Below are 24014 nucleotides of genomic sequence, written 5' to 3'. Positions count from 1 at the left end.
AGCATTTAGATAGCACCGATCTTTTTTAAGTTTTCTATTTCAGAGTCGGTGAGCCCGTTCATGGTTTTTAAAATATCCGCTGTATCTTCGCCGAGAATTGGAGAAGCTTTATGGACAGTGCCTTGCGTCACACTCATTTTAATAGGGACGCCTGGAATCTTTATTTTATTGGCAATAGGGTGATCCATTTCCACGATCATTTCTCTGTGGTTCACTTGTGGGTCGTTGACAACGCTTTCAATATTGTTTATAGGACCATTTGGAATGCCATTTGCATCGAAAATAGCTTGCCATTCAGAAGTTGTTTTGGTTTTTATGATGTCTCCCAGAATAGGACGGAGATGTTCGTAATTCTCTGAACGCAATGGATTTGTGGCGAATAATGTATCTGAAATTAAATCTTCTCTTTGAATCTGAGTACAGAATTTTTGCCAAATAGAGTCGTTCCCAACTGCAATCATAATTTCACCATCTGAAGTATCAAAGGGTTCAAATGGTACAATTGAAGCATGACGATTGCCTTCAGGTTTTGGTGAGACACCCGTTGCCATGTATCTTGAGATGGCATTTTCAAGCACAGCTACTTGACAATCCAACATGCTCACATCAATCTTTTGACCTATGCCGTGTTCGGTTCTGTAGTGTAGTGCACCTAAGATGCCAATTGCCGTAAACATGCCAGCCATAATATCGCCAACAGATGGGCCCACACGTGTAGGTTTGCCGCCCTTTTGGCCTGTGATGCTCATAATGCCTCCCATAGCTTGAACGACACCATCATAGGCAGGACGTGCACTATAGGGTCCTGTATGACCAAAACCTGAAGTTGCGGCATAAATGATCTGAGGGTTTATTTCTTTGAGCACATCATAGCCAAGGCCTAATTTTTCCATGGTTCCTGGTTTGAAGTTTTCAGTGACGACATCTACGGATTTAATGAGCTTGAAAAATTCTTTTTTTGCTTCTGGATTTTTCAAATTCATTGTGATGCTTCTTTTATTGCGATTGATGCTCATAAAGTAAGCGCTTTCACCGTTGACGTAAGGGCCGAATTGTCTTGAATCATCGCCTTTGATTGGGGCTTCCACTTTGATGACATCTGCGCCCATATCTGCGAGAATCATGGTGCAATAGGGTCCCGCTAAAACACGTGTTAAATCCAATACTTTAATGCCTTTTAGTGCCTGTTCCATAAAAAACCTCCTTAAATGCTTTTGTGTCTTAAATGCCTTTTCTTATTTGACAAAGAGATATGACTGTGCTCTCAACGGGCACAGTCATATCCTTAAATAATTTATATGGGTGTGTGATTTGTTGTAATCAACTTGTTGTAGTGCTTAGAATCCTATAGCAACACCGATTAGTAATGACGCTGCTGCAATTGCAGTCCAAATACCGATTAGAGGCAATATGAATTTTAACCATTTTTCATAAGGTATTTTTGCTAGACCGATGAAGCCCATCAATGTGCCTGATGTTGGAATGATTAAGTTTGTGATACCGTCACCGTATTTGTATGCAGATACAGTAACTTGTTTAGATAAGCCGATAACATCACTAAGTGGTGCTAAAATTGGCATAACAACAGCCGCTTGTCCACTACCTGATGGCACGAAGAAGTTAAAGCCCCAGTTGAAGAAGAACATAAAGAGTGCAGATAGGTACGAAGACAAATGTCCTAAAGGCATTGAAGCATAGTAGATAATTGTGTGAATAATGTTACCTTGTGAAAGCACAACTGAGATCGCTGTTGCAAATCCAATTAAAAGTGCTGAGAACACAGCCATTTTACAACCTGCTACAAATGATTTACTCATATCATCAAGAGACATGCCACCAATAACACCACTAAAGATTGCAAGTAAAATACAAACTGTGTTGAGTTCGTTCATACCCCAGCTTAATTTTTGAGCACCGTAAATGTAAATGCCAAAAGTTATAAAGAGTGCAACGAGAACAATTTTGTGTTTTGCACTAAATTCAGCAGTTTTGTGTGCTTCAACTGCCCATTCGTAATCCGTTCCCAATATAGATTTTGAAGGATCATCCAAAACTTTTTTGGCATATCGCATTAAATAAATGATTGCAGATACTAAGAGGAATAAAAAGACAACAGTTCTGAATTCAATACCAGATAAAAGTGGTAGCCCAGCAATTTTTTGTGCAACGAGAACCGTGAATGGGCACAAACCAGATCCGATAAAACCAGAATAAGTTGCAAGGTACATCATGGATAAACCAACAATAGGGTCCATCTTCAGTTTTCTAGCAATGATCAAACCGATAGGAATAAAAACAATAGTCTGATTGACAATAATACCAAGATAACCGAGTACAGACATACAAATCATAATGATAGGAATTAAAATAATGACTTTTGATTTTAAACGATTTGATAGTGAGTCAATTGCAGAATCAATTGAGCCTGTGTCATTAATAACCTTAAATGCCCCTGATACTAAAAACACTGTAAAAATGATGGAGCTTGCTTTGACCATCCCCTTTGAAATGGATAAAATAGCCTGAAAAGGATTTACAGGTGTTCGTTCGATAAAGTGAAATGAATTCGGATCAATTGTCTTTGTATCACCGATCGTTTCATAAGTTCCTGCGGGCAAAATGTAACTTAACAGAGCCGCACCGAGAATAAAAAATACCAATAAAACATACGTATCAGGCATTTTAAATTTTCTTTTTGATTTTTGAGTAGAACTCGTCATAATATCACTCCTTTTTTTATTTTTATCCACAATTCATAACTGTTAACAAAACCCCCAAGTCATATTAACAAATCGTCGATAATTGTTAACGAAATATTAACAGATAAATGAAAGACTTAAAATGAGCTATAATGTGTCTAAAATTGTTTTTAGTTGAAATTTGAGTACTTCGTGAAATGAGTATTTATATTACAGACAGATTTTAGTCACTATTATGTCATTCTAATTGTTAATATAATGTGGTTAAAATATGAAGAAAGAGGTGTCAGAATGAATCCTACTATTTTAGAAGCAATGAAATCATGCAACGTCAATAGAGAAGCTATCCTGAAGACATGGAAAGAAATCGTTGAAATTGAAAGCTTTACTCATAATCGTGAAGGCGTCAATGCAGTGTGTGATTTTGTAAGACAAGAGTTGGAGAAATTAGGCATGAGCACTAAGGTTTATGAATATGACAAGGCAGGTCCTCTACTCATTGGAGAATGTGGTACGGGCAATCCAGATGAATGCATTTTATTAACAGGTCATATGGACACTGTTTTTAAAGATGGCTTTATCCAAGATAATCCTTTTAGAGTAGAAGACGGCAAGGTATTTGGTCCTGGCGTGCTAGATATGAAAGGTGGCGTCAATCTCATTTTTTATATCATAAAGTTGCTCAAAGCTCTAGATTATAAAAAACCAATCAAAGTCATAATCAGTGGCGATGAGGAGCATGGTCATGAGCATTCTAATCAAGGTCAATTGATGACAGATGAGAGCAAGGGCTGCAAACTGGCTTTCAATATGGAGACTGGAATCGTAGGCAATTCAATTACTGTTGCAAGAAAGGGCAGAATTGCTTGCAGAGTTGCTACGAGAGGTAAATCAGCGCATGCAGGCGCTAACTTTAGCGATGGTATCAATGCAATCCAAGAAATGGCACATAAGATTTTGAGTATACAAGCTTTAAACGAGAAGTATGAAGAGGTCACTTTCTCAGTGGGTACGATTAAAGGGGGAACTGTGGCAAATGCAGTGCCTGATTATGCTGAAATTGAAATCGATGTCAGATATAATGACGTGGACATGAAAGAGGACATCGTTGAAGACCTCAGACAAATCGCTGAGACCTGTAAAGTTGAAGGAACAACTGGCGAAGTATTTATAGATGGTGGTTTCCCTCCATTTTCTAATAAGATCAATCAAAAAGCGTATGAATTTGTAAATGGCATATCGGTAAAAAATGGATTTGGTGAAACGGAGCCTATTCACATTGGTGGCTCATCAGATGCCGCTTTTATAACGATAGCAGGTGTGCCATGTCTTTGTAGTATGGGTGTCAAAGGTGAATGGAATCATACGAATAGAGAATATGCACTTGTGGATTCCGCAATCGAGCGCATAGTGCTCATTACAGATGCTATTCTAGAGTCTGAAAATGTGAAATCATTTTTAGATTAGAACGTAGGATATTAAAGCATATCATTTTTCAGATGACCTCATAAGTGGGGGCATCTGATCTTTAAAAATAAGGCAGCCAATGCTTGGAAAGTGGCTGCCTTTAGTATGAGCAAATTTCAGTATAGGCGTCGATGATCTAAATAGTTGAAGACTGCCAATGTCATTTTTGAATCATGAGGTTGCCGTATGAAGTGTGATTTCATATATATCACTCGGGCGACCTGAATTTCCCGTCACTTGCTTACCTGCATAAACAGCATAGTTGGAGGCCATAAGTTTTAATAGAAGTCGATTTGAACTGCGCTGCGAAATGCCTAGTGCCTTTGAGATTTCAGGCGATGTGAAACTGTTTTTCTTTTGCTTTTCCATGAGTGTGTGGAGGTCATAAAGCAACGTCTGAGATATACTTGTCTTACTGGAAATCTCAAGGATCAATTTTTCTTCTATGCTCTTTTCATGAGAGAATTCGGCCTGTAAAAATTCTAAGGGTCCAATGACTGAGTTTCCGTAAGGGACAATATAGACGCGATTTGGAACGGAATCCTCAAGTTTCTCTATGGCGATATTGGCATTATATTTTGCTTCACTGGGATCAAAACCATATCCGATGCCAATATTGACATCACAGTTGGTATTGGCATTGATGGCATTTACAAGATAGAAACTTTTGAAACCCTGTGTGTATTCAAATAGATCTGATTTGTTCATCAAGATGATAAACTTATCCTGTGATTCACTTACAACCGCTGCTTTAGTGTTTCGGGCAAAATAGTAAATTTCTTCAGCTACTTTTATTTTTTCGTGCATGTACGAGTACTCGTCTTTGCGCATATATGAATACTCTTTTTTAGGAAATAACTTTATGATCAAAATGGCGGTATGTCCAATAGTATTTTTACGCGTATTAATTTGGTCTATAATGGTATTCACTGCATTAATGATGGATTCAGCACTTGGCTTTACATAAATACAGGGGATTTCAGCACTCTTTAATAATTCGTAGACGGGCAACAATGCTGTAACACAGGCCTTCACAACATTTGTTCTATAGAGTAAAAGATGTTCATTATATACTTTGGAGACGTAGGTTTTATCGAAACGTCTGCGCGTGATAAAATGCGTATTATTTTCCGAGTCTGAAATGTCTAAATTGGAGAACAGGTGCTGAAGTTCGGAACTGGTATAACTGTCGATGCTGACATTTCTAAAATCTATATTTTGGAGAGAAACTTTTAAAAATGCACTTTGAAGTGAAGACCAATCCTTCTTCAAATAGATACAGGGGATGTCTGGCGACAAGATATAACTGTAATGTTCATATTGGAGTTCACCCAAAAATATAAAACCATCCAGAGTGGGCTTTATCGCTTTAAGTTCTGCTTCCACTTGCTCCTGATAGTAGCTCAGATTATTTACAACATATACAGGTGTAATATTTTCAAAAAATGTACGAAATACATTTTGGATAGCTGCTATTCTCACCTTTGTTCCAAAAAAACCAATTTTCATGAGATTCCCCTTTCGATAACATACAAGATTATCAAAACACCAAGTGAATGATTTGGGTCACTTTTGTAAACGACTATATATGAACTGCCATGATGAGGAGAGCAATGAGAGACACCTTTTATGGTGCTCTAAAATTTACTGAACAAACATTAAAAAAAGTGGTATGGTAATGGTGCATAAAAGCGTCGTAATGGCAACACACTTTGCAACGATGCCCGATTCACCACCAAAGTTTTTTGCAAATAAGGCAGCCGATGCTTGGACAGGTGCCGCTGTCTGTATGATCAAAATAGCTTTGAGCATAGAGGGTATGGGCAGAAGCAGAAGCACTCCGAGAAAAAGAGTTGGAAAGGCAAGTGATTTTATAGCGGAAACCACTTGTGCTTCACGATCTCTAATAATTTTTTTGAGTTCGTATTCGGCAAGTGTGGCACCGATGACCATCAGTGCAAGTGGGACAGAGATGGCACCGAGATTTTTAATGACTCTCTGTAAATAAGGGGGTGTCTTAATCCCCAAAAAGAACAGTGTCATACCAAAAAAAATGGCAATTAAACCTGGATTCAAAAGTCTTTTAAGTGATTTGAATTCAAACTTATCCTGTTTAAAAATGTGGACACCCACTGTCCACTGGAATATATTTTGCATGGCAACAAAGACAGAAGTGTAGAGCATGCCAAGTTCTCCAAAGAGCGCATAACTGATGGGATACCCCAGAAAAGAAGTATTGCCAAAAATGAGAGCATACCTAATGGATTTGACATGGTCTTCTCTGTGTGTGATGGATGTTGCGAGTTTTCTGCTGAGCAAGGAAACCGTGGACAAGTAGAAAAAAGCACAAATGGCAAGTGTGATCATATTATGAACGTACTCCGTTTCATAATCGATATTCATGGCGGAGACCACCAACATGGGCATGGCGATGTTGACGACGATCTTACTGATATCTTCTATTCCCGAGTCCGTCAAGAACTTTCTTTTTTTTGCATAAAAACCGATGATGACATAGATGATGAGTATGAAGATTTCTGATATAATTTTTGAATAACTCAATGCAGGCTCCTTATTATGATGTAATGGTCTTGGTTAACGTAATTTCGTATATATCACTTGGGCGGCCAGATTTTCCTGTCAATTGCTTGCCTGCATGAACCGCATAGTTGGATTCTTCAAGTTTTAATAAAAGTCGATTTGAGCTACGCTGCGAAATGCCTAAATTCTTTGAGAGTTCTGGTGACGTGAAGCTGTTTTTCTTTTGCTTTTCCATGAGGATGTAGAGATCGTAAAGCAGTGTCTGAGATATCCCCGTTTTGCTGGAAATCTCAAGGATCAATTTTTCTTCGACCCTTTTCTCAGTGGAGAATTCAGCATGCAAGAATTCTAATGGACCAATTACCGAGTTCTCATAAGGCACGATGTAGATGAGATTTGGAATTGAGTCACTCAGACGATCTATGGCGATATTGGCGTTGTGTTTTGCTTCACTTGGGTCAAAACCGTATCCAATGCCAATATTGACATCGCAGTTGGTGTTGGCATTGATGGAATGTACAAGATAGAAGCATTGGAAGCCTTGGGTGTATTCAAATAGATCGGACTTATTCATCAAAATGATGAATTTATCATTGGATTCACTCACAACCGCTGCTTTAGTATTTCGGGCAAAATAGTAAATTTCTTCAGCTACTTTTATTTTTTCATGCATGTACAGGTATTCGTCTTTACGCACATAAGAATACTCTTTTTTGGGGATGATCTTTATGATTAAAATAGCGGTATGCCCAATGGTATTTTTGCGCGTATTAATTTGTTCAACGACGGCATTAACGGTCTTTATAATGGCTTCAGCACTAGGTTTTACATAAATACAGGGAATGTCAGCGCCTTTTAACAAATCATAGACTGGATGCAATGCTGTAACGCATCCACGTACAGTATTGGATTTATAAAGCAAGAGATGCTCTTCAAATACTTTGGAGACGTAGGTTTTATCGAAACGTCTGCGCGTGATAAAATGTGTATTGTTTTCTGAGTCGGAAATGTCTAAATCGGAGAATAGATGTTGAAGTTCAGAGCTGGTATAGCTGTCAATACTGACATTCCTAAAATCTATGTCTCTGATGGAAACTTTTAAAAATGCAATTTGAAGTGAAGACCAATCTTTCTTTAAATAGACACAGGGGATGTCTGGTGACAAGATATAGCTGTAATGTTCATATTGGAGTTCCCCTAAAAATATAAAACCATCCAGGGTGGCTTTTATTGCTTTAATTTCTTGTTCAACATGTTCTTGGTAATGAACAAAATTATCTATAATAAATATAGGCGTAATATTCGTAAAAAGTGTACTAAATATTTTTTTCATATCATTTACTCGGATCTTTGATCCCAGAAAACCGATTTTCATGGGCCACTCCTTTCCATAAGCATAGATTTCTTCTTTTAAAAAATATTATTTGTTTATAAATTATATATCAACTTTGGCATAATCGCAATCATCCGCCTTTATGAGGTTCAAATTTTGTCCATTAAAAAGCAAACAATTGGTTGAAGATAGCGCCTTATAAGGTTATGATTATTACATAATTTAGTACGACTCATATTAGTGTAACTAATGGAAGGCAGTGTTGCTCATTTGAATGACGATGGCATTCCCTTTGAATAGAGATCGCATTCACTTTGGATATAAATACAGGAGGCTAAAATGGAATCAACAGTTGTAAAAAGATTATTAGAGGGTATAGATCACAGGGAAGCTGTGGCACTTGTGATGGTAACTCATAAAGTTGGCAGTGGGCCACGTGATAAAGGAAGCATGATGCTTGTGGGGCGTGGGGGAAAGCTTCTTGCAGGTACCATAGGCGGGGGCGGTGTGGAAGAAAAGGCAAGGCAAGATGCCGTTGTATGTCTTGAAACGCAAGCCTCTTCTGCATTTTCTTATGAACTGACGCTTAGCGACTCTGAAAACGCACTTGGCATGGCCTGTGGCGGCAAAGTAGATGTCTTCATAAAGGTGTTTCCAGCTGGGAAGGCTTTGATTATTTTTGGCGCAGGGCATATAGGCATGGCGCTTTCGAAAATGGCGAAACTTTTAGAGTATCATGTGACCATTGTGGACGCGCGTAGCGAGTATGCCACTAAGGAACGTTTTGAATCTGCGGATGTGATCTTGTCAGGTGAAGTTCAGACTTTATTGGAAGAAATTGAGATTAAGTCGAATACCAGTGTGGTGATTGTAACACATGGTCATACGCACGATTTAGAAATTTTAAGAGCAATTTTGAGACAAAAAGTGGACTATGTGGGCATGATTGGCAGTAAAAATAAAGTGAATTATTGTTTTGAAACCCTTAGGGCAGAGGGCGTATCAGAAGAAAAAATCAGTGCGGTTCACGCCCCGATTGGGCTCGATATTGGTGGAGAAACGCCTTCGGAAATTGCACTTTCCATAATGGCAGAAATTCAGGCTGTTCAATTTGGAAAGCCCGGGCCTTTCATGAATCAAATGAAAAGGGAAGGTGTATAGAATGACCACCAAAGTACTGATTAGAGGCGGTGGCGATTTGGCATCTGCCGTGATTCAAAAGTTATATAGAAGTGGCTATAAGGTGGTTGTTTCTGAGCTTGAAACCCCGAGAATGATCAGGCGGACAGTTTCTTTTTCAAATGCCATTTATGAAAGTTCATATGTGGTAGAGGGGATTGAAGCCGTTTGGATCAATTCTGTAGATGAAATTGAAATAACACAGGAACAGGGTAAAATTCCTGTGTTGACCCTTCCAGAATCTGAAATTTATGACTTTTTTAAACCCGATGTCTTTGTGGATGCGACCTTGTCTAAAAAGAAGGTCCATTATAAAAAATCATATGCAAAAGTCGTCATTGGATTAGGGCCTAATATAAGAGCTGGTGTCGATGCACATACAGTGATTGAAACGAGTAGAGGTCATGATTTAGGTCGATTGATCTTCAGTGGTTTTGCAAAAGAGAATACGCATGTGCCAGGCGACATTGGCGGATACACGCATGAACGCGTTTTACGCGCGCCCTGTGCAGGGCACATGAGATGTGAAAAAAAAATAGGCGATTTCGTACGTGTTGGGGAAGTGGTGATGACCGTCGGTGGGGTGCCTGTTATGGCCAAGTTAGATGGTGTGATCAGAGGCTTAATTCATGAGTCTGTAAAAATCACAGAAGGTCTTAAAATAGGAGATATTGATCCCAGAGGCAATGTACAGCATTGTTTTACCATCAGTGATAAGGGGCGAAATCTTGCTGGCGGCGTATTAGAGGCTATATTAATTGGTTTAAACTCCAGATAGGAAGTGCAATATGTATGCTGTAAATGAACTCAATAGTATTTCAAATTTATCTATCGAAGCGGTGATTAAAAGCAAACGAGAGACTGCCATAAGGCAGGGCAAAAGTCTCGTTGTTTCTGTGGTAGGCGCTGGCGGTAAAACCAGTTTGATTTACCATCTTGCGAATCAATTAAAATCGGAATTTAGAATTTTAGTGACGACAACCACTATGATGTTCAAACCCGATGTTGGGCTAGATCATACGATTTATCAGCAAGGCCTTCAGGAGCGCGCTCTTTTAGAAAAGCTGATGCTATTGGCACCTTTAACCACGTCAAACCAAGTGACTGGATTATTTTTAAACGAAGTTGGAGCGGGTCTGGATATTGATGGCAGTCAAGTGATCAAATTAAAAGGGGTGGATCAAACGCTTGTGGATCAAATTGCAAAGGCGAATTTATATGATTTGATCTTAATCGAAGCAGATGGTTCCAGGCGTCGCCCCTTAAAAGCCTATGGCACTCATGAACCCGTGTTGCCGCAGTGTTCTGACTTAGTCATTGTCGTCATGGGGCTAAGAGGTCTTAATCAACCTGTTTCTGAAGAGACCGTTCACAGATTAGATCAATTTTCGGCGTTAACGGGGAAAAAAGCTGGAGATGCTCTTCACTTTGAAGATTTATTGACACTCTTCAGTGGCGAAGAGAGTTTCTTAAAATCGGTGCCAGAGGGATGTGAGGTGGTCGCACTCTTCAATCAGGCAGATTGTTTAACGCAAACATATGACTTTTTGGATTTATCTCAAAAGCTATTTCGCATGAATTCAAAGATCAAGCATTTCTTGGTGGTCTCATTGGATAAAAAGTGGACTTATGCCGCTTATTTGGGCAAATCAGATGGTGATCAAGGATGAAAAAAACGCATATATCTGGCGTCGTCTTAGCGGCTGGCGCATCCACAAGAATGCAAAAAAATAAAATATTATTGCCGCTGAATGGGTGTACGGTAATTGAAACCATCGTCAAGACGATGTTGAAAACGACACTTTCGGAAGTGATCGTCATAGGGGGAAGAGATTACGATGCGCTGTCTGAATTAATGGCTTCTTATCCCGTCAAATGTATTGAAAATAAAGCCTATCTGGTGGGGCAAAGCACCTCTATGATCAAGGGTCTATCGGAAATGGCAACAGGCGCTGAAGGCTGTTTCTTTTTTATGGGCGATCAACCCTTGATTGATGTAGAGCATATCGATCAAATGATCCATTCTTTTGAACAGAGTGGAAGTCCAAAGACCATTGTAACACCTGTTGGACATGAGGGGAGAGGTGCGCCTGTACTCTTTGGCGCTGCATGGTTTAATGCTTTAAGGGAAGTCAAGGGAGATCAAGGTGGGCGCAGTGTCATCTTTAAAGCGAAATCTCATGTGATTTCACATTTTATTGAAAGATCAAGTTTTTTTTGGGATATTGATGATGAAATGATGTATCAACGTGTATTAAATGAAATGGATCAAAAAAAATAGTAGTTGAGGATGTATTTTATGAAAAAAATAGACTTGAACCCAATTGATCATGTTTTGTCTGTCGTACGAACGGCATTTGATAATAATGTCTGCGGCACGGCATGTATTGGCTTGGAAGAGGCTTCAAACCGCATTTTGGCGGATGATCTCATCAGTGATGCGTTTGTGCCTGAGTTCCCAAAATCTACTGTGGATGGTTATGCGGTTAAGTTTAATAAAAAGCCCTGCCAGTGTACTCTAGTGGGAAAAGTGGATATGGGCGAAGCTTTGGATATAGAGTTGAAAGAGAACACCTGTGTCTACGTGCCAACTGGAGGTGTCATTCCCAAAGGCGCAGATACCATGGTGATGATAGAGGACACCTGTATGTTGACGCCTACAGTTGTTCAATTCAATAAAGGTGCGGATCACAGGGCATTCATTATAGAAATTGGTGATGATATGAAGCCGGGACAGTTGGTTCTAAAAAAAGGCACACGTCTTAAACCTCAGCATATAGGCGTATTGGCTTCCTTGGGAAAACAAAGGGTTCAGGTCCTTAAAAAGCCTAAAATCTGTTTAATATCCACAGGAGATGAACTGATCACATTGGATGAAAGATTATCCTATGGACAGAGTAGGGAAATTAATGGGTACACATTGACTGCAATTGCAGAAGAAATGGGGCTTGAAGTGGTTAATAGATGTGTGTTAAAAGATGATTATGCCCTCATTAAAGCTGAAATTGAATTGGCACTTAAAATGGCAGATTTGGTGGTCATATCAGGTGGGAGTTCAGTGGGCGAAAAGGACTATACGTATGATTTGCTCTGTGAAACAGCATCAGAGGGTGTGCTCATCAGCGGTATGGCGATAAAACCTGGGAAACCAACTCTTGTGGCAAAACATTTGAACAAACCCATTATTGGATTGCCAGGGCATCCTGTTTCGGCGATTGTGGTCTTTAAGCTCATCGTTGGTGAAATTATGAAGACTTGGGGTCATGAAGTTAAAAAAGACCATAAGGTCATGGTTAAGCTTACAAAAGACATCTATGCAGCTGAAGGACGAGATACTTACCAAATGATGTCCTTTGAAGAAACCGCAGAAGGCATTTTGGCTCATCCAACGTCTGGAAAATCGGGCATGATCACATTGCTTTCGCAATCAGATGGCTATGTCATCATTCCCAGATCGCCTGGGGTCATAAAAAAGGAGATGGTTGTTGAAGGCTATTACTTGGATTGACTTTGGATGGATCGTATTTCAGCATGTTCAAGCTAAACAGCGTCAGCGAAAATCGTTTTGGGGTACTAAGCGGTGTCCTAAAGGTTGTTTGTAAAATAGACGTAAAAAAATAGTTTTAGTCCCAAAAGATATTGTTGGGATAACTCTAAATAAGGTATACTTGTATCAACTTTAGAACGTGTAACAAATCAAATCATAAAATTGATGTTGGAAAGAGGAGGCAGTATGTCAAAGAAACTGAGATTGTTTAAGAAAAAACCTTGTGAAGAAGCCGTATGCATTATAGAATATGTGGATCAGTATATGGAGGGCAACGCTGTAGAAGAGCCTAAAATAGAATACTCTATTCATAAAGATTTGATGACTTCTTTTAAAAAGTTATTCCAAAACGAAAAAGCCTTTAGTGACAATGCTCAAAAACTATTGAGTATTACAACTGAAATCAGTGGATTCGATGTCAATATGTCACATTCCTCTAAAAAATTAAAAGTGTTTGCATCAGAGCTTTCAAATGTGAGTGAATCCAACCTTGCCATTGTGGAAGAAACCACGGCAAGTATGATCACGGTCAATGAAACCATTTCTGATGTCACAGATAAATTGGATTACTTGAGTGAACAGTCCAAAGCGCTTCAAGAAAGCAATCAGCAAGGCGTTGTACAGATTAACAATGTGGTTGAACTCAAGGAAGAAGTCATGAGCGATGCCAATCAGATGAAAATTCAAATTGAGCAATTGGTTGAGATGACCAATCAAATCAATAATATTGTTGCAGATGTGGACAATATTGCAGCTCAAACCAACCTTTTGGCTCTCAATGCTTCGATTGAAGCGGCGCGTGCTGGAGAACACGGTAGAGGTTTTGCAGTGGTTGCAGAAGAAATTCGAAAACTTGCAGAAACCACAAAAGAGAGTCTAGGGAGCATGCGCGGGTTTGTGGATGCCATTAAGGTCAATGCCAATGAAGGCATTGAGAGTATGAACAACACTTTGAGATCCACCAATGACATGAGTCAGCAAATTGATGTGATCTCAAAGACTATGGACACCAATATCTCAATGCTTGAAACGACAATTAATACAGTAAATATCGTACATGACTCCGTGCGGAGTATCAGAAGTTCTGCTGATGAAATCACGCAAGCTATGGAAACTTCAAGCCAAGATGCTGAAAGCCTCAGTGTGATGACCAAATCTATTTTGGAAGATGCATCCAACAGTGAAAGTTTAGCGCGCAATATCTCAAAGATCGATGATGAACTCTCAAAAGTGGTCAAAGATTCTCTTGGCGCTCTACATGGCGGCAAGAATGCCATCAAGTTAACTCGAGTTTCCGAAGAAGTGGATAAAGCGATCATAGCGCATCAAAATTGGATGAGCACTTTAAACGATATCGTTCAAAAGAAGACGTTGCTTCCCCTTCAAATCAATGATAAAAAATGCGCGTTCGGTCATTTTTATCATTCTGTCATTGTGGATGATTCGAGAATTGTAAGCGATTGGCAGACCATAGATGCCCTACATCATAAATTGCATGAAACTGGAGGCAAAATTGTGGATTTAATAGAGCGAAACGAACGCTCAAAGGCAATAGCACTCTATGAAGAAGCAGACGGCGTAAGCCATCAAATTATTGAGATTATGCATCAAATTTCTGAACGTATCAAGAGTACTTCATACTTCAAAACGGTATAGATATGCAGATTCAGTGGAAGCCTGATAAGTCAAAAAGTGACTATATACAGGATCAAATTATACAATATTTTAAAGCAAAAATATCGAGTGGCAGTTGGCCAGTGGGCACCAGATTGCCCTCGGAACGCAAACTCGCTGAGCAATTTGAAGTCAATAGAAGCACAATATCGCATGTATTGGATGAACTCAAAGCCCGAGGGATCATGGCTTCATATGGCAGTAAAGGGACATATGTTTTCAATAATACATGGTCTTTGATGCAACAACCAGATTGGAACCGCCATATTGAGAGCAGTTTGTATAAGCCGAATCATAAAATGATTCAACAAATCAATAAATATGAATTCCAAGAGGGCATCATTCGGCTTGGAACAGGCGAACTGTCCCCCGATCTTTTTCCAAAAGATATCATGAAGGCTCTGCTTATTGAAGCTTCTGAAAGTGTTTTGGCGCTTGGTTACGAGGAAAATTTGGGACAACTTAAACTTCGTGAGGCCATCAGTCAGCATCTAACAACGTTGAATATAAAAGCGTCACCTGATCAAATTCTCATCACTTCAGGGGCGCTTCAAGCGTTACATTTGATTTCAATAGGACTTTTGCAGTTCGGTTCAAACGTGTATGTGGAATCGCCCTCTTATTTGAAATCCCTGTATACTTTTCAATCTGCAGGTATGCGGTTACAGGGGATTCCAATGGGAAATGAGGGGTTGGATGTGGACCAGCTCAGATCAATTTACAAGCGCAAAGAGGGTAATTTGCTCTATACGATGCCCACTTTTCACAATCCAACTGGAATTGTGATGTCAGATGAAAATCGCTTAAAATTAATGGAACTTGTAAATGCATACCAGATTCCAGTGATTGAGGATGATGCATACAGGGCACTCTGGTTGGATACACCACCTGCAAATCCGCTTAAAAGTCTTGATCCCAATGGACATATCATCTATGTTGGGACGCTTTCAAAGACCTTTGCACCAGGCATAAGAGTAGGGTGGGTGACGGGGCCCCAGACGGTTATTGAGCGGTTGGGGGACTTGAAGATGCAATTGGATTATGGGACGAGTTCTCTGTCGCAATTTGTGGCACTCAAATGGTTTGAGCATGGTTATCATGAGCTTTACGGTGCTGATTTGAGAGCTAAATTATTGGATCGAAGAAATCATATGGTGGCGGCGTTAAAGCGTCACATGTCGCCTTATGGAAAGTGGGAGGTTCCAACAGGTGGATTTTATATCTGGTTTGTGCTCAACAAAAAAATCAATAGTTCAGTTCTCTTTGAACGGGCGCTTAAAAATAATATCCTGTTGAATATGGGACATATATATGATTTTAAGGAAAATCACGCGTTGAGGCTGTCCTATGCTTATGCATCAAAGTCAGAAATAGACCAAGGGATTGAAATTATATCTCGATTAATTCAGGCACTTTGAAATGATTAAGGTGCCATTGATGCTCAGATAAGACGGCGTTTTTATGGATGAGTTTGGCTGGGTAATAAAAAAGCTTTTTGGTTGGTTACAATCTTTTAAGGGTTTGGTATAGTATTGAAAACAACTTACGGAGGATACCATGAAAAAATTGATTGTTGACGATGCTATTTTTAAACTTTTTCCAGAGACGAAAATTGGTGTAATTGTCGTAAGACATTTGACTAATAAAATGGATTCTAGAGTGACGACTTCTTTTTTAAGCGAGACGGCATCTTCTATTCAAAACAAATACAGTGGCAAGACCTTGGCGGAAATTGATGAGATTAAGAGATGGCGTGAAGCTTATAAAAAGTTTAATGCCAATAAGAAGTATAGATCCTCCATTGAATCTCTCTATGCGAGAACTTTAAAGGGCAAACCCTTGCCAACGATTAACCCCCTGGTGGACTTTTATAATGCCATTTCTTTAAAATATGCCATGCCTTGTGGCGGTGAAGATCTGCATCGCATAAAGGGCAATATAAGACTGACCTTTGCAAATGGGGATGAACCCTTTTATGAAATCGGAAGCGATACGATGCAGTATCCAGTGCAACATGAGATTATATACAAAGATGACGCGGGGTGCATTTGTAGAAATTGGAATTGGCGAGAGGCCGATCGCACTAAAATCACAGAGCAAACAAATTCAGCAATATTGGTCATAGAGTCCATTTCATCTCATAAACATGCTCATTTGAACGATGCGATTGAAAGGCTTTCGGATCTGCTTAAGCATCATATGGATGCTCAAATAGAAGTGGCAGTTTTGGATTTGTTTAAAAGAGAATTGCAACTGGATGCCAGTGATTGAGGGCTAGTGATTAAGAGCTAGTGATTGAGGACCAGTGATTGAGAAGGAGCAGTAACTTTTTAAGTCAATTTGAATGTGATTTGAACGTGCAATGGTGCGCGTCGGTCTGTATAAAAATGTGTATTGGCACGTAAAAAAGGGCATGAGTTGATTCAACTGAATGCCCTTTAAAAATAATGAAAATCGTTTTGAGCCATCGAGAGATGGCTTAAATTTTGTATTCTGTGGGGGGGGGGTTACCCTTTAATGGATTCGAGGAAAGCCTCTTTAGTCAGTTTATGAGCAAGTGCATTTTTAAGTTTTGCAGATTTTGAGATGTTACCCATTAAGATACCTCCTGTGATAATGCCCTCTTTAAAGAAGAATTTTTCAAAATGGTCATCCTTTTTAAAACGAACGATATCATATGCGGTCTCACCTAGGCGGCCCACATCTCCAATTGAAAAGAGTCGCATATTCATACCGTGATAGATGTGGAACGGCACGAGGACATCATATGATGCTTTCTGACCAATCGCATTGAGGCCAGCTGTCTTGCCTTGTGATACAGCTTCAGGCCATATGGCGTAGTTAATGCCCAGATACTCAGCACAATCTCCAGCCGCATAGATGTTTTCCACACTGGTTTGCATTTGATCGTTGACAATAATGCCCTTGTCAATATCGAGCCCTGCCTGTTGCGCTAGGGCAACATCGGCACGAATACCAATGGAAAATAGGACATAATCGCAAGGAATGATCTCGTCATTTGAAAGTTTGACCCCTTCAACATGCTCAGTGCCTAAAATAGAATTGGTGCCGAGACCTGTCACAATATGCATCCCCGTCTCTTTGACTTTCTCTAAAAATAGGGCTGAAGCTTCAGGGTCTAGTTGTTTTGGCAAGAGTCTTTCCATCATCTCTACAACGGTTACTTTAAGACCAAGTTGAATCATTTGCCAACCCAGTTCAAGGCCAAGCAAACCGCCGCCAACGACAACCGCATGTTTTGAAGGCTGAACCATCTTTTTTATGTGTTCTGCATCCTTAAGGGTTCTAAGCGATTTGACTTCCGGTAGGTGTACGCCTTCTAATGGTGGGATGAAATTATAACTGCCTGTTGCAAGAATGAGTTTGTCATATGATAATAGGCGGTTATCTTTAAGTTTTACTTGGTTTTGCGCCTTTAGAATTTCAGTGACAGTCATGCCGCAGATGAGCTCAATATTATTTTCTTCATACCAAGCATAGGGATGCAGAAAAAATCGATTCGGCAGTGCGGATTGTGAAATATAATCGGATAACATAGGTCTATAATAGATGGATGCCTCTTCACTTGTGATGATTTTTATTTCATAAGCGTTGTCAACTTGATTTTCCAGTATGCTTTCTACTGCTGAAATACCGGCAGCGCCATTTCCAATAACAATTATTTTCATGATTTGCCTCCTTGGTTAAGTCTGGTTTCACACAGTATATACCCTTTTTTTAAAAAATAATAGATTAATTTTGTTAAAATTACTATAGTAATAGAATGATTATGCTGTTCTATGAACACCATGTTTACAATTTCAAACATTGAGCGCAATGCATCCGTGAAAAATTTACTTTCTTTTTATAAAATGTTGACAAATTCAGTATCATAGTGTGCTAAAATGATATGGTGATTTATTTTTTTACATCACCTTTGAGGAGTGGCAATATGAATATGTTTGATAAGTATCAGCGGACAACGGAGTCCGTTAAAGATAATATATCAGAGGAAAATAGAAAACTGACAAGACAATTGGCAGAGTCAAGACAGAGCTTTGAATTGCTTAAATTTGTGCATTTTGATAAAACGATTAATCTGGAGATGCTCAACGATATCATTGTGGGGTGCACAGGTTGCCTCTATTCTTTTATGTATTATTTAGATCGGACCATAACTAATTTGGATTCCGATCATCCTATATACAAGTTGATTTCAATGAATAAGGAACGCTTGCTCAATCATGAAACGCTCTTTGTGGATTATGATTTGATTGCCAATCATACTGTGGTGGTATATCCTGTTTCCGTTTCACAGATGATTTCCAGTGAATTTTTGATCCACAATATCATATTGGTCTATCCTTCTAAATTTGTAACCGATGAAGCGCTTGAATTTGTGAAGAATTTTATGATTGTCAACGATGTTTTAATCAACATTGTGCTCATGCGTGAAAAGATGTATGAATTGATCGAAACGGATCCCTTAACCACTTTACTGAATAGAAGTTCGTGGAATTCCAATTTGGAATCAATTGTCAGTTCCGGTGATCCCTTTTTTATCATTTTTATCGATATTGATAACTTTAAAGTGCTCAACGATACTTATGGTCATCAAAAGGGGGATGAAGTTCTCAAAATTGCAGGGACATGGCTAAAGAATGCCTTTAGAGATGATGATAAAGTTTACCGATTAGGTGGTGATGAGTTCGCGGTGACTGGCAAGGTGAATGTACACACCATAGAAGGGCTTTTTTATAAATTCGAAACACTTACAAAAAAATACAGTCACACGATTAAAATGTTTTTAGGTATTGACTCTAAAATTTCCATCGGTGCATTGATTACGGAAAAACCTAAAGATATTGAAACCATTTATACACGAGTGGATGCGCTTTTATATGAGTCCAAAAAAAAGGGCAGAGATCAAGTGCACATCGTATCGGATTTTTAAATAGATATTGACTTTTTTCTGTGAATTTGTATAATTGTTTATAAATATTTATGCAGAATATCTATATAAAATAATGATACAAAAGGATGTGAGATCATGGTAAACAGAGTTGAAGAAATCCTAGCCTTCAATAAACAGTTTGTCTTAAATGAGGATTATAAAGCGTTGGTCACTTCTGGCATTCCTGAGAAGAAGGTTGTAATCTTGTCTTGTATGGACACACGTCTTACAGAACTCTTGCCAAGGGCCTTGAATATAAAAAATGGGGATGCGAAGCTCATCAAAAATGCAGGGGCAACCATTATGCATCCTTTTGGAAGTATTGCGAGAAGTATTATTGTTGCAGTATATGAGTTTGGCGTGGAAGATGTTTTGATTATAGGACATTACGGGTGCGGCATGTGTCACTTGGATGGCAAATCACTTTTGGATAAGGCAATGGATCGCGGTCTTGAAGCTTCAACGCTTGAGATGCTCAAATATTCAGGGATCGATGTTGATCAATGGCTAAAGGGGTTTGAATCCCCTGAAGATGCCATTCACGAAAGTATTAATCAGTTGCGCAATCACCCGCTTATGCCCAAGGATGTGAGAATCCACGGCATGCTAATGCACCCTGAAACAGGTGCACTAGATGTGGTGGCGTTGGACTCTTTCATAGATAAAGGGACGTTATAACCCAGAGAGCAGACGGACTTTTAGCAGATGGACTTTTGTCCTGTGGCATATGAACTCACGTGAACAGGCATGTGTGTAATTTATGTCTAAAATAAGGTGTCAATTTATGAGTTGTTCTAAATGTCGGTTTGTTCGAGATTTTTTATGACCATACTCGTGAAGAAGATGCCAACAACAGCGAAAACGATAGGCACTAAAATGATATTTGCAAGTGAAAAATCTCCGATGTTTGATCCCAAAAACAAGGCGATGATGACACCTGCAATGATCGTTCTAGTGCTTGATTTTTTTTTGAGACCAAAATAGAGTGATGTGGTGCTCAAGCAAGTATATGCAAGGCTGTTGATGAGCAGGTTGACCAATAATGACCAGTAGCCTTGAGGCGTTATGTCAAATGGGGTGTCATAGTAAATATGGCTTACCACATACAAGGTAGATGTCAACAAAGTCGTGGCGCATATGATGGCGATAAAGATAAATGAACAAATGAGTAAAAGTTTTGACAATATCAACTTCTTTCGACTTATGGGATAAGAAAATAAAATCGATATGGTCTGCTTATCGTACTCGCCTATGACGATTCTCCCCAACATCACCGAGGCTAAAATAAGGAACGAAATATTCACCAATGTTTTTGAAAGCATGTAGATCTGGTGGATATCCATAAAGGTTTTGCCACTTATTTCTTGGTCCGCGAAAAATATCAAGAGGAGAAAGGTGATGAGGATCAAGGTAATGCTAATGGCTTTGAAAATATAGCGTTTAAAATTGTATTTTTTCGATTCGAGTTTCATGAGTTTATGCACTTGTTTCACCTCCAATGACATTTTTTAAGAAGTAATCTTCAAGAGAGTCCTTTTTCTTGAGGAAGGCATCGATCTGGATGCCATTTTGGATCAGTGCATTCATGATTTCAGTTTGCGGGTGCTTAAAATCATAGAGTCGTATTGTGGTGTCGTCGATGACTTTAAAGTTTTCGAGATTCAATGTGTTCAATAAAATTAGAGCTGCTTTTTTGCTGTCGTTGACGACGATTTCAAAGCATGTCTTCATCTCCATACGCGTATCTTCAAGTTTAATTTCTTGTATCAGGTGACCATTCTTGATAATGCCAATTTTATCTGCAATCTGTTCGATTTCAGAAATAATATGGCTTGAAATCAATATGGTGACGCCGTACTCCTTGTTTAATTTTTTTAAAAGATTGCGCATGTCCTTAATGCCCACAGGATCGAGACCATTTATGGGTTCATCCAATATGAGGAGTTCAGGTTTTGTGATAATGGCACGTGCCAATGCAAGCCTTTGTTTCATCCCCAAGGAGTATTCTTTTACTTTTTTCTTCCCAATATGGGCTAAATCCACCATTTGCAGGGCTTTTTCAATGGCTTGGTCCTCATGGTATCCCATGTACTCACAATGCAATTCTAAGTTTTCATATCCTGTAAGTCGATCATAAAAAACAGCTGTTTCAATGATGCTGCCAATTCGATTGAGAAACTCATAAGAGCTGTAAGTCAGTGCTTCATCAAAGAGTTCAATTTGCCCTGAAGTGGGCTTAATCAAATTCAGGATCAATTTCATAAGTGTGGTTTTACCAGCGCCATTAGGGCCTAGAAAACCATAAATTTCACCTTTTCGAATGGTCATATTCACATTTGAAATGACTTCAACCCCATTAAAGGCTTTGGTTAAGTTGTGTGTTTTAAGAATCGTATCCATTTGTAACCTCACTTAATTTGTGTTGTGTGTGCACTCATCGTGATAAAACATAGAGCATTCATTTTTGTGTGATCTGATGTGTGTCATGAGTGTTATTAATGATTGAGTGTTATTAATGATAATGATACAATACAGTTCATTCATTTTTCTTACGCAGTTCTTACTTTTTTCTTACATCTCAAAAGCACTCTAAATCGGTGCATTGACTCGGTAAATGTCCTAGGATCAAACAGAATTTTAAGATGGATAACAAATCGTGGCATTAAGCTGACGCAATAAGCTTCCGAGCCTAATTTGACGTCTTGAGTTTAACACTGAATCGAGTCAATTGATAGGGGTCACTTGTAAGTGTGATTTCGCCACCTATGCGCTCCACCAGACGCTTTGTAATGGTAAGGCCAATGCCGCTTTTCTGGTAGTCCTTATTTCTAGAATCTTCTAGGGTGTAGAGGCGTTCAAATACTTGATCTAAGGCGTGTTCTTCAATGCCCTTTCCCTTGTCCCAAATCGTGATGGTTACAAAGGAGGCCTCTGTTTTAACCTCAATGCCTATAATGCCACCTTCATAACCGTAACGAATGGCATTGGAAATCAGATTGTTTAAAATACGATTTAAGGCATCTTTATTTGAGATGATAAAATGAGGGGTCTCAGGGATGTCAATGGAGACTTCAAGTTGTTTTTTTTGGAGTAAAGTGTAGAATTCCAAGATGTTCTGTTTGCAAATTTCATGAATGTCAACGCGTGAGAGCGGAATGGGATAGTCTTCTGACTCTATTTTGGACAAATCAAAGAAGTAGTTGACAATATGAATGATTTCATTGGATTTAGAATGAACGCGTTCCAGAATGCGTCTTTGTTCGGCATTTTCAAGAGGCCCATCTTCTAAAAGCATTTCAAGATACCCAGAAATAACGGTTAAAGGTGTTTTGAGGTCATGAGAAATATTGGAGAGCATGCGCTTCATATTGGCTTCGTCATGATTTCTATTGGCTCTAATGCGTCGTATGACTTCCAGAGTTTGATTGATTTGCTTTTGAAGTGCAATGACTTTGTCGTTGTCTGTAAAGAGTCGAATGATTTCATTGCCTTCAACAAGGTTCTCTAATTCAGAAGTGATTTGCATGAGGTCTTCTTCTATGGACTTTCTCAGGCTGTATTGTCTGAGTGCAATAATGAACAATGTAAGCGTTAAAACGGATAGAAGGATCAATGCGGTCATCATGAGAAGTCACCAAATTTGTAGCCAATGCCCCAAATGGTGACAATGTATTTGGGGTCAGAGGGATTGTCTTCAATTTTTTCTCGAAGTCTGCGCATTTGGACGTTGATTACATTTTCATCTCCGTAATAGTTTTCTTCCCAAATCTGCTCATAAAGTTGAGCTTTTGAGTAGACGCGCTTTGGATTTGTGGCCAAAAGTCTCAAAATGCCAAACTCCTTGTTGGTAAGCTTAATAAATTGATCATTTTTATAGACGGCATAATTCTCAAAGTCCATTTTTAAAGCCCCTATTTGAGTCAACTTGGCATTTTCGGAGGTGTTCGATTGAAGTTCTGAGACGGTATTTAATGTGCTGTAATGTGTTGCGCGCCGGATTGCGGCACTCACTCTGGCAGAGACTTCAATTAGGGAGAAGGGTTTGGCAATGTAATCATCTGCGCCAAAGCCCAACCCTAACGCTTTGTCCACATCTTTATCTTTCGCGGAGATGATGAGGACAGGTATTTGTGTTTTCATCCTCAGTTGCTTGAGGACTTCCATGCCCGATAATTTGGGAAGTGTCAGGTCTAGAAGCAATAAATCATAATGCATATGTAGTGCTTTATGTAGACCGAGTTCGCCATCCATGGCAAGATCAACGGTATAGCCTTCTCGGATAAGATATTGGCTGAGCATTTCGCATATATCTGGATTATCCTCAATAAGGAGTATTTTATAGGGATGCATATTTAAGAACCTCTCGTAGTAAAATTTGGAACATCATAAGTTTAACATTTTTGATGAGAGAAAACACGATTTAATGATTAAAAGGAGCGTAAACGCTCCTTTTTTTGATGGTGTGCCAAGCATGGCACTAATCTAGCTGGTGTAAGTCCAGTCGCGGGTATTTACCGCCAAGCGTAGCGAACCACAAGTTGGTATCAGTAATGGTATGGATGAAGGAAGTGGTGTAGCAAAGTTCTTGAGCCTACGTACAGAAACTTGATAAGGCGATGA

General features: G+C 39.2%; 21 protein-coding genes. 11 read left to right on the top strand and 10 right to left on the bottom strand.

All coding sequences use genetic code 11. The features are described from left to right. Positions 1–5 precede the first annotated feature (5 nt). Together ISU02_RS10480 and ISU02_RS10475 are read right to left on the bottom strand one after the other, a co-directional pair. The gene (locus ISU02_RS10480) at positions 6–1193 is read right to left on the bottom strand and encodes a CaiB/BaiF CoA transferase family protein (protein ID WP_194701795.1); all 1188 of its coding nucleotides are present in this window, start codon (positions 1191–1193) and stop codon (positions 6–8) included. 144 nt (positions 1194–1337) lie between these two features. Further along, positions 1338–2720 carry a YfcC family protein gene (locus ISU02_RS10475; protein ID WP_194701794.1) on the bottom strand — a complete coding sequence of 461 codons (1383 nt, stop codon included), beginning with the start codon at positions 2718–2720 and terminating at the stop codon, positions 1338–1340. Positions 2721–2990: 270 nt separating this feature from the next. Between ISU02_RS10475 and ISU02_RS10470 the strand changes: the two genes are divergently transcribed. Beyond that, positions 2991–4166, top strand: coding sequence for a M20 family metallopeptidase (locus ISU02_RS10470; RefSeq protein WP_207736259.1), 1176 nt, complete (start codon positions 2991–2993; stop codon positions 4164–4166). A gap of 171 nt (positions 4167–4337) precedes the next feature. On the opposite strand, the gene ISU02_RS10465 is transcribed toward ISU02_RS10470, so the two are convergent. The 3 genes from ISU02_RS10465 to ISU02_RS10455 form a co-directional block, all read right to left on the bottom strand. Further along, on the bottom strand, positions 4338–5675 hold the full coding sequence (locus tag ISU02_RS10465; RefSeq protein WP_194701792.1) for a hypothetical protein: 1338 nt from the start codon (positions 5673–5675) through the stop codon (positions 4338–4340). 135 nt (positions 5676–5810) lie between these two features. Then, the gene (locus ISU02_RS10460) at positions 5811–6728 is read right to left on the bottom strand and encodes an AEC family transporter (RefSeq protein WP_194701791.1); all 918 of its coding nucleotides are present in this window, start codon (positions 6726–6728) and stop codon (positions 5811–5813) included. Positions 6729–6741: 13 nt separating this feature from the next. After that, positions 6742–8082, bottom strand: a complete 1341-nt coding sequence (locus ISU02_RS10455) for a hypothetical protein (protein ID WP_194701790.1) — start codon at positions 8080–8082, stop codon at positions 6742–6744. 297 nt (positions 8083–8379) lie between these two features. Between ISU02_RS10455 and ISU02_RS10450 the strand changes: the two genes are divergently transcribed. From ISU02_RS10450 to ISU02_RS10415, 8 genes are all read left to right on the top strand, one after another. Next, entirely contained in the window at positions 8380–9201 is an 822-nt protein-coding gene (locus tag ISU02_RS10450) for an XdhC family protein (RefSeq protein ID WP_194701789.1), read from the top strand. Position 9202: 1 nt separating this feature from the next. Next, complete coding sequence (gene yqeB, locus ISU02_RS10445; protein WP_194701788.1) at positions 9203–9997, top strand: selenium-dependent molybdenum cofactor biosynthesis protein YqeB; 795 nt, start codon at positions 9203–9205, stop codon at positions 9995–9997. 10 nt (positions 9998–10007) lie between these two features. Then, positions 10008–10889: a selenium cofactor biosynthesis protein YqeC gene (gene yqeC, locus ISU02_RS10440; protein ID WP_194701787.1), complete on the top strand. Its 882-nt coding sequence runs from the start codon at positions 10008–10010 to the stop codon at positions 10887–10889. Then, entirely contained in the window at positions 10886–11500 is a 615-nt protein-coding gene (locus ISU02_RS10435; RefSeq protein ID WP_194701786.1) for a nucleotidyltransferase family protein, read from the top strand. Before yqeC ends, ISU02_RS10435 begins: the two co-directional genes overlap by 4 nt. Positions 11501–11518: 18 nt before the next feature. Next, entirely contained in the window at positions 11519–12727 is a 1209-nt protein-coding gene (locus ISU02_RS10430; RefSeq protein WP_194701785.1) for a molybdopterin molybdotransferase MoeA, read from the top strand. A 225-nt stretch (positions 12728–12952) separates the two neighbouring features. Further along, positions 12953–14422, top strand: a complete 1470-nt coding sequence (locus tag ISU02_RS10425) for a methyl-accepting chemotaxis protein (protein WP_194701784.1) — start codon at positions 12953–12955, stop codon at positions 14420–14422. Between the two features lie 2 nt (positions 14423–14424). Continuing rightward, positions 14425–15858: an aminotransferase-like domain-containing protein gene (locus ISU02_RS10420; RefSeq protein WP_194701783.1), complete on the top strand. Its 1434-nt coding sequence runs from the start codon at positions 14425–14427 to the stop codon at positions 15856–15858. Between the two features lie 139 nt (positions 15859–15997). After that, on the top strand, positions 15998–16711 hold the full coding sequence (locus ISU02_RS10415; RefSeq protein WP_194701782.1) for a B3/B4 domain-containing protein: 714 nt from the start codon (positions 15998–16000) through the stop codon (positions 16709–16711). A 236-nt stretch (positions 16712–16947) separates the two neighbouring features. Here ISU02_RS10415 and ISU02_RS10410 read toward each other — a convergent pair whose 3' ends face one another. Continuing rightward, on the bottom strand, positions 16948–18129 hold the full coding sequence (locus tag ISU02_RS10410; RefSeq protein ID WP_194701781.1) for an NAD(P)/FAD-dependent oxidoreductase: 1182 nt from the start codon (positions 18127–18129) through the stop codon (positions 16948–16950). Positions 18130–18392: 263 nt separating this feature from the next. Between ISU02_RS10410 and ISU02_RS10405 the strand changes: the two genes are divergently transcribed. After that, positions 18393–19394 (top strand): GGDEF domain-containing protein, encoded by a 1002-nt coding sequence (locus ISU02_RS10405; RefSeq protein WP_194701780.1) that lies wholly within the window; start codon positions 18393–18395, stop codon positions 19392–19394. Between the two features lie 96 nt (positions 19395–19490). After that, on the top strand, positions 19491–20072 hold the full coding sequence (locus ISU02_RS10400) for a beta-class carbonic anhydrase (RefSeq protein ID WP_194701779.1): 582 nt from the start codon (positions 19491–19493) through the stop codon (positions 20070–20072). A gap of 116 nt (positions 20073–20188) precedes the next feature. Here the strand turns inward: ISU02_RS10400 and ISU02_RS10395 are convergent, their stop codons facing one another. The 4 genes from ISU02_RS10395 to ISU02_RS10380 all read right to left on the bottom strand — a co-directional run bounded on the left by ISU02_RS10395 (position 20189) and on the right by ISU02_RS10380 (position 23744). Continuing rightward, positions 20189–20878, bottom strand: coding sequence for an ABC transporter permease (locus tag ISU02_RS10395; RefSeq protein ID WP_194701778.1), 690 nt, complete (start codon positions 20876–20878; stop codon positions 20189–20191). After that, positions 20871–21794, bottom strand: a complete 924-nt coding sequence (locus ISU02_RS10390) for an ABC transporter ATP-binding protein (RefSeq protein ID WP_194701777.1) — start codon at positions 21792–21794, stop codon at positions 20871–20873. The genes ISU02_RS10395 and ISU02_RS10390 overlap by 8 nt, the downstream gene beginning before the upstream one ends. A gap of 289 nt (positions 21795–22083) precedes the next feature. Beyond that, positions 22084–23019, bottom strand: coding sequence for a sensor histidine kinase (locus ISU02_RS10385; protein WP_194701776.1), 936 nt, complete (start codon positions 23017–23019; stop codon positions 22084–22086). After that, positions 23016–23744, bottom strand: a complete 729-nt coding sequence (locus tag ISU02_RS10380) for a response regulator transcription factor (RefSeq protein WP_194701775.1) — start codon at positions 23742–23744, stop codon at positions 23016–23018. The genes ISU02_RS10385 and ISU02_RS10380 overlap by 4 nt, the downstream gene beginning before the upstream one ends. Positions 23745–24014 lie beyond the last annotated feature (270 nt).

The organism is Fusibacter ferrireducens (assembly GCF_015352425.1).
GTDB lineage: Bacteria > Bacillota > Clostridia > Peptostreptococcales > Acidaminobacteraceae > Fusibacter_A > Fusibacter_A ferrireducens.
This window is presented reverse-complemented; position numbering and strand designations above follow the sequence as displayed.